We start from the raw sequence: 13238 nt of genomic DNA, 5'->3' as shown, positions 1-13238 counted from the left end.
CCTCTTCGCGCCGCTCACCGATCTCCTCCCTGGAGGTCGAGCCGGGGCGAGACCACGCCGGGCACCGTGCCCGGAGTGACCTGCCGCTGAATGTTCTCGCCGCTCAGGACACCGAACGGCAGGATCAGATCCGGGGACCGCTGGTCCTCGGTGATCTGTGTGGCGACGTCGCGGCACCGGTCGATCAGCGGCTGCATCTGCCGGCCGAGCTGCTCGAAACGCTCGTCGCCGGGCACGAGATTGCCCAGATCGATGAGCTTGCACACCGCTCCCGCAGGATCCTGCAGGTCGGGCAGCACGAGGCGCGACGCGAGCACACCGGCTTCGGCGTCGTAGGAGTTGACGAGGTTGCTCACCGCGAGCGGGAGCAGCGTCAGCGAATCCACGAGTTCCTGCCGACGATTCGACAGGGTCTCCGTGATCGGCACGAGTGCGTCGACGTTGTCCTTCACGGCCGCCTGGTTGTCGCGCACGAACGTCGCGACGTCGCCGAGCGTGACCGACAGCGTGTTCAGGGCCTCGCCGAGGTTCTGCCGCTCCCCCGCCAGGAATCCCGACAGGTCCGAGAGCTGGGCGTTGAACTGGCGCACCTGCTCGTCGTTGGCCGCGAGGGCGCTGACGAACACCTGCAGGTTCTCGATCGTGCCGTAGAGGTCGTCGCGCGACTGGTCGAGCGTGCGCGCGGCGGCCGACAGGTTCTCGATGCTCTGCCCGAGGGCCTCGCCGTTGCCGGCGAGGTTCTCCGCACCGACCTCCACGAAATCGGTCAGCGCGCCCTCACGGTTCGCGCCGTCGGGACCGAGCGCGCGGGAGAGTTCGTCGATGCTCGCGTAGAGCTCGTCGACCTCCACCGGGGTGGCGGTGCGCTCGCGGTCGATCACCGCACCGCTGCTCATCGTGTCGCCGCCGGTGTAGGCGGGGGTGAGCTGCACGTAACGGTCGGCGACCACCGAGGGGGTGATCTGCACGGCGCGAGCGTCGGCCGGGATGTCGACGCCGCGGTTCACCCGCAGACCGACCTTCACCAGATCGCCCTGCGGTTCGACGGAGGTCACCTTCCCCACCTCGACGCCGAGCACCCGCACGTCGGAGCCCTCGTAGATGCCGACGGCCTTGTCGAAGTAGGCGGTGATCTCGGTGGTGCCCAGTCGGGTGAACAGCCACCAGCCGGCTCCGGCCAGGGCCACCGCGACCGCCACGACGGCCGCGATCAGCGCGATGCGCCCGCGATTGCTGCGGGACTCGCCGTTCTCGGCGTGTGCCATCAGTTACCCCCTTCCAGGCGGCGACCGGGTTCGCGGTAACCGGGGATCTCCGGCAGGCCCGGCGGGGTCAGGTTCACGACGACCTGGTCGAACCACCGGCCGTTGCCGACAACGTTGGTGTAGACGCGCACGAACGGCTCGTACAGCTCCATGGCCCGATCGAGGTTGTCGTTGTTCTCCTGGAGGATGTCGACGACGCCGCGCAACTGCTGCAGGGCGGGACCGATGGTCTCGCGGTTCTCCTCGACGAGCCCGGAGAGCTCGGCCGACAACCGCTTGGTGCCGTCGAGCAACTGGGAGATCGCCTCCTGCCGGTTGTTCAGTTCCGCGACGAGCAGCGCGCCGTCGGAGAGCAACCGGTTGAACTCGGCGTTGCGGTCGGCGAGCACCTTCGAGACGTTGCCGGTCGCATCGAGGAGTTTCTTCAGCTCCTGGTCACGACTCGCGACGGTCTCGGACAGGCGGCTGATGCCGTCGAGTGAGGCCCGGATGTCGTCGGGTGTCTCCGAGAAGGCCTCCGACAGGGTCTGGAAGCCGGTCGCGAGCTGTTCGGAATCGATCTCGCCGAGGGTGGTTGCCGCCGACGAGAACGCCTCGATCACGTCGTACGGCGCGACCGTCCGGTCGAGCGGGATCCGGTCGTCCGGGTCGAGCACCTCCGTACCCCGCGGCTCGAGCGCCAGATACTTCTGCCCGAGGATCGTCTTGATCTGGATGGAGGCCGCCGTGTCGTTCCCGACCCAGGCGTCCTGGACCTTGAACGAGACGATCACGCGGTCGCCCTCGAGGTCGACTCCGGTGACCTTGCCGACCTTCACGCCGGCGATACGCACCTCGTTGGTGGGCTTGAGACCTGCGGCCTCGCTGAATTCGGCCTCGTAGGTTGCGCCCGCCCCGATGATGGGCAGTTCGTCGAGGAAGAAGGCGGACAGTGTCCCCAGCAGCACCACGACGATGCCCAGGGCACCGGCGGCGGCCGGACTGCGACGTTTGCTCATCGTCCCTGCAACTCCTGCATCCCCTCCTGCGAGCAACGCTTCGCCGCATTCGTGTAGATGGGTTGGTTCACGGTGGGCAGCCCCGTCGGCAGATTCAGATACGGGACCGAACCGGGACCTGCGACGATGTCGATACCGCACAGGTAGAACTGGAACCACGAACCGTAGCTGGCCACGCGCCCGAGCTTGTCGAGCTTGACCGGCAACGTCTCGAGGACGCGGTCGACCTCGTCGCGGTTCGCGTTGAGATTCGAGGTGACCTGTTCGAGCGCCGTGATCGACTGTGCGATCGACGGACGGGTGGGCTCGAGGACGTCGGAGACCGCGTCGGTCAGCCCCGCCATCGACGCCACCGCCGAACCGACGGTCGCCCGGTCGGCCGACAATCCGCTGACGAGTGCCTGCGTGTTGACGAGCAGCGAATCGAGCTGCTCGTCGCGCTGGTCGATCGTGGCCAGGACGGTGTTGAGGTTGTCGATCACCGCACCGATCACGCGATCCTTGTCGGCGATGGTGTTGGTCAGCGACGCGGTGCTGCGCACCAGATCGTCGATCGTTCCGGCCTCACCCTGGAAGACCTGGATGATCTGGAACGAGAGCTTGTTGACGTCGTCGGCGCTCAGCGTCTGGAACAACGGCCGGAAGCCGTCGAAGAGCGTCGTGAGGTTCACCGCCGGCTTCGTTCGCTCGATCGGGATCGTGTCGCCGCTCGTGATCTTCTCGCCCTGCGCACCCTCGCCCTGACCGAGCGCGATGTACCGCTGGCCGACGAGATTGCGGAAACGGATGGTCGCCGTGGCACCGGCAGGCAACCAGTCGCGCTCCTCGAGCGAGAAGGTGACCCGCGCCTGCCGTTCGTCGAAGACCGAGATCTCCTCGACCTGTCCCACGCGGACACCCGCGATGCGGATGTCGTCGCCCTTGTTGAGCGAGGTGACGTCGGAGAAGATCGCGTGGAACTTCGTTCCTCCCCCACCGCCGACACTGGCGATGGTCGCGGCGAGGACACCGGTCGCGATGACGGTGACCACGGCGAACACGATGAGTTTGATCAGGGGTGCTGCCAGACCTCTCACTGGAAGCTCACCTCCGTACCGCGGATCGCCGGAGCGCCGAGCCGGGTGGTCCAGGACGGGACCTCCTCGGGGTCGACACCGGTGGCCTGTCCGTAGATCACGTCGAGCGTGTCCTGTTCCAGACGCGAGCCGGCGTACGAGACGGGAGTCGCGCCGTTGCCCGAGGTGCCGATGATCTCGCCGACGTCGTCGGGGACGCCGGATCCTGCCGGGGCAGGGAAGAAATCGATGGTCTCGGGGCCGGGATTACGCGACGGCACCTGGTACGAACCGTCGTTGACCGAACCGCCCGGATACTGCGGGAAGTTGCGGCCGGGCGCGGTCACGTCGTTGTAGCAGGCCGGTCCGCGATCGTCGAGCAGACGCGGTTCGTCCTGGTTCGGCAGGTAGCGGCCCTTCGGGTTCGTGAACTGGATGTTCGCGCGCACACCCGGGAACGGATCGTCGGCCGCGAGCAGGTCGACGGCGGCCGGCTTCGCGTCGGCGAATCCCTCGAAGGTGCACGGGAAGGACGGCGAGTAACGGGCGAGCAGCTGCAGCGCCTCCTTCGAATCGGCGGACAGCGTGATGATCGAGTTCGAGTTCTGCTCGATGAAATCGGCCGTCTGCGACGACGCTCCCGTCGCGCTCGCGAGCAGCGTGCGGATCTGGTTCTGCTGTTCGACGACCGTGCCACCCGTCGTGCGCAGGTTGTTCAGCGCCTCGACGAGTTCCGGTGCGGCTTCGGAGTAGGTCTGCGAGAAGTCGGCGAGACCGCGCAGATCCTCCTGCAGCGTGGGCAGTTCGACGTTCACCTCACGGAAGATCTGTTCGAGGTCGTCGACCGTCTGCCCCAGCTTCTCCCCGCGTCCGCTCAGTCCCTGTGCCAATGCGCCGAGCGTGTTGGCGAGGTCCTGCGGCGGGACGGCCTCGAGGAGCGGGAGCAGCCCGTCGAGCACGTCGCCGAGTTCGACGGTGCGCTCGCTCGTGTCCTGCACCAGCACATCGCCGTTCGTGACGGGACGCCCCGGATCGTCGGGGATGATCAGCGAGACGTAGCGCTCACCGAAGAGTGTCTTCGGCAGCAGCTGTGCCGTGGCGTTGACCGGGATCAGTTCGGCCTTGTCGGGGTCGAGAGCGAGATGCGCGGTGACGTCGCCGCCTTCCGCGCTCGTTCCGCGGACCTCGCCGACGAGCACACCGCGCGCCTTGACGTCGGCGTTGAGCGGCAGCGCGTTGCCGATGCTGTCGGTGCGGAGGTCGACCTTCACGACCTTCGTGAACGTCTTGTTGTACATCGCGATCGTGACGTACAGGAACAGCGCCAGCACCACGAAGAAGATCAGTCCCAGGGTGCGCCGACGCACGGGCGAAGTGGTCGTGTCGCTCATCCGGCCACCCTCACCGTGGTCGTCGTGCCCCAGATCGCGAGGCTGAGGAAGAAGTCGAGGATCGCGATCGTCACGATCGCGGTACGCACCGCGCGGCCCACGGCCACACCGACGCCGGCGGGACCGCCGCTGGCGTGGAAACCGTAGTAGCAGTGGATGAGGATGACCACGAACGCGAAGACCAGCACTTTCGCGAACGAATACAACACGTCCTCCGGTGGGAGGAACAGATAGAAGTAGTGGTCGTACGAGCCGCTCGACTGGCCGTTGAACAGCGTGCTGATCGTGCGGGTCGCGAGATAGGCCGCGAGGAGACCGATGATGTACAGCGGGATCACGGCGACGAAGCCGGCGATCATCCGGGAGGTCACCAGGAACGGCAGCGACGGCACGGCCATCACCTCGAGGGCGTCGATCTCCTCGCTGATCCTCATGGCGCCGAGCTGTGCCGTGAAGCCGCAGCCCACGGTCGCCGACAACGCGAGCGCCGCGACGATCGGGGCCAACTCACGGGTGTTGACGTAGGCGGAGAGGAAGCCGGTGAGCACCGACGAGCCGAGCTGCTCGAGCGCGGCGTAACCCTGCAGACCCACGACGACGCCGGTGAAGCCGGACATCATGGCGATGACGCCGATGGTGCCACCGATCACAGCGAGTGCACCGCTGCCGAAGGTGACCTCGGCGAGCAACCGCAGGACTTCCTTGCGGTAGTGGGTGAGGGTTCGCGGGGTCCACGCGACGGCGCGCGCGTAGAAGGACATCTGGTCCCCCGCGCGGTCGAGCACGTTCAGCGGTGCGCGCACCGCTCGGCGACCCCGGAGAAGAACGAGATCTCCGCGGCCTCTGGAGACTGTCATCTGGTCAGGATCCCTTCGCAGGAACGATCTGCAGGTACACCATCGTCAGGATCAGGTTCGCGAAGAAGAGCAGCAGGAACGTGATGACGACGGTCTGGTTCACGGCCTCCCCCACGCCCTTCGGGCCCGCACCGGGGTGCAGCCCCTTGTAGGACGCGACGACGCCGGCGATCAACCCGAAGATCGCAGCCTTGAGTTCGGCGACGTAGAGGTCGGGTAGCTGCGCGAGGGCGGAGAAGGAGGCGAGGTAGGCGCCGGGGGTACCGCCCTGCAGCACCACGTTGAAGAAGTAGCCGCCGGCGATGCCGATCACGGAGACGAGACCGTTGAGCAGGAGCGCGACGAGCACCATCGCCAGTACTCGCGGGACGACGAGTCGCTGGATGGGATTGATGCCCAGCACCTCCATCGCGTCGATCTCCTCGCGGATCGTCCGCGAACCGAGGTCGGCGGTGACCGCGGAGCCGGCGGCACCGGCGATCAGCAGAGCCGTCACGATCGGACTGCCCTGCTGGATGACCGCCAGGACGCTCGCGGCGCCGGTGAACGATTCGGCGCCGAGCTGCTTGATCAGCGAGCCGGTCTGCAGCGACACGACGGCGCCGAACGGGATCGCGACGAGCGCCGTCGGAAGAATCGTGACACTGGCGATGAACCACGCCTGTTCGATGAATTCCCGGAATTGGAACGGTCGGCGGAAGGTGTTCCGCACGACGTCGACGAACAGTTCGACGATGTTGCCGGCCTGGGTGAGTGCGCCGTGAACCGGCCGCACGAGCGAGCTCCCCGCCCCCATCTACTCTCCTACTTCTCCAGCCTGCGGCTGTGCCACTACTGACGCTGTACCACTGCTGCGGCTGTTGCTACTGCTGCGGCTGTTGCTACTGCTGGGCCTGCTGCTCGTATCCCTCTCCGGTGTAGGCGGGAATGATCTGGGTGTCGTCGTCGGCATAGCCCCGGGCGGTGTGGGGCGCGCCGTTGTGATCGAGCGACTCGAGGATGGCGCTCTGGGCGGCCGGGGGCAGGGTGTGCAGGATCGACCGCACCCGCTCCTGCCGACGCGCCACCGCCTGCCGCTCGGGCATCCCCGGCGTGGCCTGCATCTGCGGCACGATCCCCTCGACATCGTCCACACCACCGGCATGATGACCCGCCTCGACGAGCGCCTGCTCGTGCGCCATCGTCGCCTCGTCCTTCTCCTCCGACATCCCGATCGGACCGATCATCGTGCCGTTGAGGAACTGCTTGACCACCGGCTCGTCCGAGGTCAGCAACACCTCGCGCGGACCGAACATCACCAACTGCCGGCGGAACAACATGCCGATGTTGTCCGGCACCGTGCGCGCCAGATTGATGTTGTGCGACACGATCAGGATCGTCGCATCGATCTCCGCGTTGATGTCGATCAACGTCTGCGAAATGTAGGTGGTGCGCACCGGATCGAGACCCGAATCCGGCTCGTCGACCAGGATGATCTCCGGATCGAGCACCAACGCCCGCGCCAGGCCGGCGCGCTTGCGCATCCCCCCGGAGATCTCACCCGGGAGCTTGTCCTCGGCGCCGAGCAGACCGACGAGCTCGAGCTTGCTCATCACGATCTGCCGGATCTCCGACTCGGACTTCTTGGTGTGCTCGCGCAGCGGGAAGGCGACATTGTCGTAGAGGTTCATCGACCCGAACAACGCACCGTCCTGGAACAGCACCCCGAACAACTTGCGGATCTCGTAGAGCTCCTTGCTCGAGCACTGCAGGATGTCGGTGCCGTCGATGACGATCGAGCCCTCCTCCGGGCGCAGCAGACCGATCAGCGACTTGAGGAACACCGACTTACCGGTACCCGACGGACCGAGCAACGCGGACACCTCACCCGCCGGCAGCGTCAACGTCACGTCCTGCCAGATACGTTGCGAGCCGAAGGACTTGGTCAGCCCCTCGACGGAAACCTCGACTCCCACGATTACCTCCGCTGTCCGATACCGTCGCCCCCGTGTGGGTTGGGTCACTCTATCGCATGAATAGTGGTACCTGTGACAAGCGATCCTACTCATGAGTAAGGACCTCGTACAAGGGGGCATACATATCTGGACTTATGCCGTGACCTGCATGAACACGATGTAAATATCGAATTCTGCCGATATCGGACATATCGCTCGGCATTCTTGTCCGAGAATGCGAAAGGGCCGTTCCCGCGAAAGTGAATTCGCGGAAACGGCCCTGTGCGGAACCGTCCCGGAGAGCGACGAACGCTCGACGGGGAAGTTCGGAAACCGTCTTACTTGACGGTGACCTTGGCGCCGGCCTCTTCGAGCTTGGCCTTGGCAGCGTCGGCAGCGTCCTTGGCGACCTTCTCGAGGATCGGCTTCGGAGCACCCTCGACGAGGTCCTTGGCTTCCTTCAGGCCCAGGCCGGAGACGATCTCGCGAACGACCTTGATGACCTGGATCTTCTTGTCGCCGGCACCCTCGAGGATGACGTCGAACTCGTCCTGCTCGGACTCGGCCTCGGCAGCAGCGGCCGGAGCACCGGCGGCAGCGACGGCAACCGGAGCAGCAGCGGTGACCTCGAAGGTCTCCTCGAATGCCTTAACGAACTCCGAGAGCTCGAGCAGGGTCAGTTCCTTGAACGCGTCGAGCAGCTCTTCGGTGGTGAGCTTCGCCATGGTGGCGGTCCTTCCTGATAAGTCCCATGTCGCTGATCCGCGACCGGATGGGATGGTGCGTGCCGGAGCACGCGCGGATGTATCTTTCGCGGTGATGCGGATTCGCAGTGATGCGGATCAGCGTCAGGCGGCTTCTTCGCCCGCCTTCTTCTCCTGCAGAGCGGCCGCGAGGCGGGCCACCTGAGAAGCGGGGGCGTTGAACAGGCCTGCGGCCTTTGCCAAGTTGCCCTTCATCGCGCCGGCGAGCTTGGCCAACAGCACCTCGCGGGACTCGAGGTCCGCGATCTGGTTGACCTGCTCCACGGACAGCGCAGCGCCGTCCATGTAGCCGCCCTTGATGACGAGAGCCTTGTTGTCCTTCGCGAAGTTCTTCAGAGCCTTCGCAGCGTCCACCGCTTCGCCCTTGACGAACGCGATGGCGGTCGGACCGACGAACAGGTCGTCGAGACCCTCGACGCCCGCCTCAGCGGCGGCACGCTTGACCAGGGTGTTCTTGGCGACGGAGTAGGTGGCACCCTCTCCGAGAGCGCGACGCAGCTCGGTCAGACTTCCCACCGACAGACCACGGTATTCCGTGATCACGGCAGCGGTGGAGGTCTTGAACTGCTCGGTGATCTCCGCAACTGCGGAAACCTTCTCGGGCTTTGCCATACTTCGCCTCCTCTCAGTAACAGTCGTTTTCCCGGTGTCCCGAGTGGGACGCCCCACCGGACGACCGCCGGGACCGGAAAACGACGAACGCCCCGGCGCAGGGCACACGGGGCGTGAAAGGAGGAGGAACTCGAATGCACCCGGAAGGCACATCACGGCTCACATCTCCCCTAACCTCGTCCTCCTGCGTGGGCCGCCGGACAACTCCGGACCTTCAACCGATCCGCACGCGGATTCGGTGACCAACGGTCTTGGGTAGAACATGATCGGGGTGAAGATCGGCGCACGCCGAACTACCCGACCACTGTAGCGGACGATATCCGCGAAATGCAAAACGGCCGGCACAGCGATGCTGTGCCGGCCGCTTCGAATGCACATCCACTGCGTGCAGTGCGAACTACTCCGCGATCTCGAGGAGGTTGCGGGTGCGCTGCGGATCCACCGGGATGCCCGGGCCGGTGGTCGTAGCGATCGTGACCTTCTTGATGTAGCGGCCCTTCGCGCTGGACGGCTTGGCGCGGAGCACCTCGTCCAGAGCAGCAGCGTAGTTCTCGACCAGCTTGGTCTCGTCGAACGAGGCCTTGCCGATCACGAAGTGCAGGTTGGCGTTCTTGTCGACGCGGAAGCTGATCTTGCCACCCTTGATGTCGGTGACGGCCTTCGCGACGTCCGGGGTGACCGTACCCGTCTTCGGGTTCGGCATCAGACCACGGGGACCGAGGACGCGGGCGATACGACCGACCTTCGCCATCTGGTCGGGGGTCGCGATCGCGGCGTCGAAGTCCAGCCAGCCGCCCTGGATGCGCTCGATCAGATCCTCGGCGCCCACGACGTCGGCGCCTGCGGCCTCGGCCTCGGCAGCCTTCTCGCCCACCGCGAAGACGATGACGCGAGCGGTCTTACCCGTGCCGTGCGGCAGGTTGACCGTGCCGCGCACCATCTGGTCCGCCTTACGGGGATCCACACCGAGTCGCATGGCGACCTCGACGGTGGCGTCGTAGTTCTTCGAGGTGGTCTCCTTCGCGAGCTTCGCAGCTGCGAGGGGGCTGTACAGGTTGTCCGAGTCGATCTTCTCGGCCGCGGCGAGGTATGCCTTGCTGCGCTTTGCCATGTTCTTTCCTAACTTCTCACCGGCAGGTGAATGGTTCGGGCGTGGTAGCGGGCCTGGCCGGCCCTCCCACGAGTGCTACTGCAGGCGGGGACGGGTCCCCGGAACAGTGAGGGCTCAGCCCTCGACCGTGATGCCCATCGACCGAGCGGTGCCGGCGATGATCTTCGCGGCAGCCTCGATGTCGTTGGCGTTCAGGTCTTCCTGCTTGGTCTTGGCGATCTCGCGCACCTGATCCATGGTCACCTTGGCGACCTTGGTCTTGTGCGGCTCGCCGGAGCCCTTCTGCACGCCTGCAGCCTTGAGCAGGAGCTTCGCGGCCGGCGGGGTCTTCAGCTTGAAGTCGAACGAGCGGTCCTCGTAGACCGTGATCTCGACCGGCACGACGTTGCCACGCTGCGACTCGGTCGCCGCGTTGTACGCCTTGCAGAACTCCATGATGTTGACGCCGTGCTGACCCAACGCGGGGCCGACCGGCGGAGCCGGGTTGGCCTGGCCGGCCTGGATCTGGAGCTTGATGAGCCCGGCGATCTTCTTCTTCTTGGGGGGCATCTCTATTCCTAGTTTCTTGCTCGGTGTGGTTCTTGCGTACTGCTACTGCAAGCTTGTGCGCGCCGGATGCCGGCGCCGTCGGGTCCCGGGGACCGTCAGATCTTCGACACCTGGTTGAACGACAACTCCACGGGAGTCTCACGGCCGAAGATCGACACCAGGACCTTGAGCTTCTGCTGCTCGGCGTTGACCTCGCTGATGGAGGCGGGCAGCGTCGCGAACGGGCCGTCCATCACGGTGACGGACTCGCCGACCTCGAAGTCCACCTCGATGGCGGGCTTCGCAGCGGCGGCGGGAGCCTGCTCGCCTGCGGCCGGGGCACCGGCCGCCGGCTTCTTCTTCGCCTGCTGCGGGAGGAGGAACTTCACGACCTCCTTGATCGTCAGCGGCGACGGACGCGACGTGGCTCCGACGAAGCCGGTCACGCCGGGCGTGTTCCGGACGGCACCCCACGACTCGTCGTTGAGTTCCATCCGGACGAGGATGTAGCCGGGCAGGACCTTGCGGTTGACCTGCTTGCGCTGACCGTTCTTGATCTCGGTGACCTCTTCGGTCGGCACCTCGACCTGGAAGATGTAATCGGCGAGGTCGAGGTTCTGGACACGGGTCTCGAGGTTGGTCTTGACCTTGTTCTCGTAACCGGCGTAGGAGTGCACGACGTACCAGTCGCCGGGCTCACGCCGCAGCTGCTTCTCGAGGGCCTCGGCCGGATCGACCTCGTCCTCTTCGGCGGGCGCGTCAGCGGCGTCCTCCGCTGCGTCGGAGACATCGGCATCGGACTCGACATCGGTGCCGGACTCGACAGCAGCGTCGGACTCGGAGACCTCGGTGTCCGCATCCGCCGACTCGGCCGTCACGTCGTCAACCAAGGCCTCGTCCGAAACGTGCTCCTCGGCCGAAGCCTCGTACGAGTCGTTCTCGGGGGTGCTCACCGGGCACTTTCCTCTCGTCGATCACATTTTTCGTCTCGCGCGGACAGGCGCTAACCGAACAACCAGCTGACGCCCTGTACGAACGCCAGATCCAATCCGAAGATGAACGCCGTCATGACGGTCACGAACGCAAGGACCACGAGTGTGTAGGTGGTCAACTGCTTGCGGTTGGGCCAGATCACCTTGCGGAGCTCGGCGACGACCTCACGGAAGAAGCGCACGAGTCGCTTGAAGATGTTCTCGGACTTCGCGGCGGGACGATCGCTCACGGCCGTGGCCGAACGCGACGTCGCCTTCATGGACACCGCGCTCGTCGTGGAAGCCGAGGAACCGGCTGCACCACGACGGGTGGCCCGCTTGCCGGTCGGCCGAGCAGCCGCGGAGGAACCGTCGGGGGTCGCGCCGGTAGCCGTTCCAGCGTCGCCGGGGATGTTCCCTGCGGTGCCGCTGTGGCGCTGACCGCGCTCCTCGCTCACATCGTTCCTCTCGGTCGCTGGCAGTCCGGGGGCAGGGGCGACAGGACTTGAACCTGCAACCTGCGGTTTTGGAGACCGCTGCTCTGCCAATTGAGCTACGCCCCTCTGGTCGGACATCCACACTCGTACGAAGCGAGTGTCCGGAACCGACCCATCTGCGACCACATGACACGCGCGCTACCCCGTCGGGCCGTTACGGCCTTCGTAGAGCAGCGCGCTGCTATGCGATCCCAGAAGCCTAAGTGTACTGCATTGCCCCGGGACAAACCCAATCCGCTCGGCCGTCAGGCCAAACGGACCGTTGCCGTGGCCCGACCGAAGATCTTGCGACCGTCGGACTTCGCCACGATAGCGACCACTGCTGTCTTGCTCTCCGCGTCCACCGACTTGATCTTGCCGGTGAACTCGATCTCGGCGGCCTTGTCGGCCTCCACATATACCGGACTGGTGAACCGAACGTTGTATTCGGTCACCGCGCCGGGGTCTCCCAGCCACTCCGTGACGAAGCCGGCCGCGATGCCCATCGAGAGCATGCCGTGCCCGACGACGTCGCGCAAGCCGGCCAGTTCGGCCACCTTGTCGCTCCAGTGGATCGGGTTGGGATCACCCGACACACCTGCATAGTTGACCAGATTTCCGCGCGTGAGTGTGACGACCTTCGACGGAAGCTCGTCCCCTACCGCGACATCCGCGAAACTACGGAGTGTCACTGTGCATCACCACATCCTTGACCGCGTGCGCGATGTTGTCGTCGACCTCGCCACCGGAACGGGCGACGAGCGTCGTCCAGGACGTGAGCACGAGATTGTCGTACTGATCGGTGATCACGTTCTTGGTGGTGATGATGTCGCTGCCGGCAGCCTGACGGAAATCGTCGAGGTAGACGTCGCAGAACAGCCTGTCGCCGGCCTGGATCGGGCGGTGGTAGACCATCCGCTGGTCGGTCTGCATGATCTGGCTCAGGTCGTATCCGGTGACGACCTCTTCGAACAGCTTGCGCTGCGCGATCATGCCGACGATCGAGACGAAGGTCAGCGGCGCGATCACTCCGTCGTACCCCAGCCCGCGGGCTGCGTCGTCGTCGTGATGCGCCGGATGCGAATCGCGCACGGCACGGGCGTACTCGCGGATCTTCTCGCGACCCACCTCGTAGTAGTCGTCCACCCGGTAGTGGTGGCCGACCATGGACTTGGCGTGCGCGGCGGCATCGAACGGGATCCCGGCCTGTTCGGTCGCGTCCACCGATTCCTGGTTCTCGAGTACGTTCGTCATACGCAAAACCTCCGCAATTCCG

At 65.6% G+C, this 13238-nt stretch carries 15 protein-coding genes and 1 tRNA gene; all 16 read right to left on the bottom strand.

What is annotated here, in order from left to right; all coding sequences use genetic code 11:
- Positions 1-14: 14 nt before the first annotated feature.
- Positions 15-1265 carry an MCE family protein gene (locus tag ACPCXD_RS05640; protein ID WP_016694779.1) on the bottom strand — a complete coding sequence of 417 codons (1251 nt, stop codon included), beginning with the start codon at positions 1263-1265 and terminating at the stop codon, positions 15-17.
- On the bottom strand, positions 1265-2263 hold the full coding sequence (locus tag ACPCXD_RS05635; RefSeq protein WP_016694780.1) for an MCE family protein: 999 nt from the start codon (positions 2261-2263) through the stop codon (positions 1265-1267). The genes ACPCXD_RS05640 and ACPCXD_RS05635 overlap by 1 nt, the downstream gene beginning before the upstream one ends.
- Positions 2260-3339 (bottom strand): MCE family protein, encoded by a 1080-nt coding sequence (locus ACPCXD_RS05630; RefSeq protein WP_016694781.1) that lies wholly within the window; start codon positions 3337-3339, stop codon positions 2260-2262. Before ACPCXD_RS05630 ends, ACPCXD_RS05635 begins: the two co-directional genes overlap by 4 nt.
- A complete protein-coding gene (locus tag ACPCXD_RS05625; protein ID WP_016694782.1) occupies positions 3336-4709 on the bottom strand; it encodes an MCE family protein in 1374 nt (457 codons plus the stop codon). The genes ACPCXD_RS05630 and ACPCXD_RS05625 overlap by 4 nt, the downstream gene beginning before the upstream one ends.
- On the bottom strand, positions 4706-5566 hold the full coding sequence (locus ACPCXD_RS05620; protein WP_024101684.1) for an MlaE family ABC transporter permease: 861 nt from the start codon (positions 5564-5566) through the stop codon (positions 4706-4708). The genes ACPCXD_RS05625 and ACPCXD_RS05620 overlap by 4 nt, the downstream gene beginning before the upstream one ends.
- Positions 5567-5570: 4 nt before the next feature.
- A complete protein-coding gene (locus ACPCXD_RS05615) occupies positions 5571-6362 on the bottom strand; it encodes an MlaE family ABC transporter permease (RefSeq protein WP_006552286.1) in 792 nt (263 codons plus the stop codon).
- 85 nt (positions 6363-6447) lie between these two features.
- Complete coding sequence (locus ACPCXD_RS05610; protein WP_324256240.1) at positions 6448-7524, bottom strand: ABC transporter ATP-binding protein; 1077 nt, start codon at positions 7522-7524, stop codon at positions 6448-6450.
- 314 nt (positions 7525-7838) lie between these two features.
- Positions 7839-8225: a 50S ribosomal protein L7/L12 gene (gene rplL, locus ACPCXD_RS05605; protein ID WP_003937621.1), complete on the bottom strand. Its 387-nt coding sequence runs from the start codon at positions 8223-8225 to the stop codon at positions 7839-7841.
- A 123-nt stretch (positions 8226-8348) separates the two neighbouring features.
- Positions 8349-8876: a 50S ribosomal protein L10 gene (gene rplJ, locus ACPCXD_RS05600; protein WP_006552288.1), complete on the bottom strand. Its 528-nt coding sequence runs from the start codon at positions 8874-8876 to the stop codon at positions 8349-8351.
- A gap of 397 nt (positions 8877-9273) precedes the next feature.
- The gene (gene rplA / locus ACPCXD_RS05595) at positions 9274-9987 is read right to left on the bottom strand and encodes a 50S ribosomal protein L1 (RefSeq protein WP_016694305.1); all 714 of its coding nucleotides are present in this window, start codon (positions 9985-9987) and stop codon (positions 9274-9276) included.
- 114 nt (positions 9988-10101) lie between these two features.
- A complete protein-coding gene (gene rplK, locus ACPCXD_RS05590; RefSeq protein WP_006552290.1) occupies positions 10102-10536 on the bottom strand; it encodes a 50S ribosomal protein L11 in 435 nt (144 codons plus the stop codon).
- Between the two features lie 95 nt (positions 10537-10631).
- On the bottom strand, positions 10632-11468 hold the full coding sequence (gene nusG / locus ACPCXD_RS05585) for a transcription termination/antitermination protein NusG (RefSeq protein WP_016694306.1): 837 nt from the start codon (positions 11466-11468) through the stop codon (positions 10632-10634).
- Between the two features lie 50 nt (positions 11469-11518).
- Positions 11519-11944, bottom strand: a complete 426-nt coding sequence (gene secE, locus ACPCXD_RS05580) for a preprotein translocase subunit SecE (protein WP_423658733.1) — start codon at positions 11942-11944, stop codon at positions 11519-11521.
- 32 nt (positions 11945-11976) lie between these two features.
- A tRNA-Trp gene (locus tag ACPCXD_RS05575) sits at positions 11977-12049 on the bottom strand.
- 179 nt (positions 12050-12228) lie between these two features.
- Entirely contained in the window at positions 12229-12654 is a 426-nt protein-coding gene (gene hadB, locus ACPCXD_RS05570) for a (3R)-hydroxyacyl-ACP dehydratase subunit HadB (protein ID WP_019291230.1), read from the bottom strand.
- Positions 12641-13216 carry a (3R)-hydroxyacyl-ACP dehydratase subunit HadA gene (gene hadA, locus ACPCXD_RS05565; protein ID WP_016694308.1) on the bottom strand — a complete coding sequence of 192 codons (576 nt, stop codon included), beginning with the start codon at positions 13214-13216 and terminating at the stop codon, positions 12641-12643. The genes hadB and hadA overlap by 14 nt, the downstream gene beginning before the upstream one ends.
- Positions 13217-13238: the final 22 nt, after the last annotated feature.

The organism is Rhodococcus sp. AB351 (genome assembly GCF_049538275.1).
Lineage (GTDB): Bacteria > Actinomycetota > Actinomycetes > Mycobacteriales > Mycobacteriaceae > Rhodococcus.
Note: the sequence above shows the minus strand (reverse complement) of the source record. Positions and strands in the feature narration are given on the sequence as shown.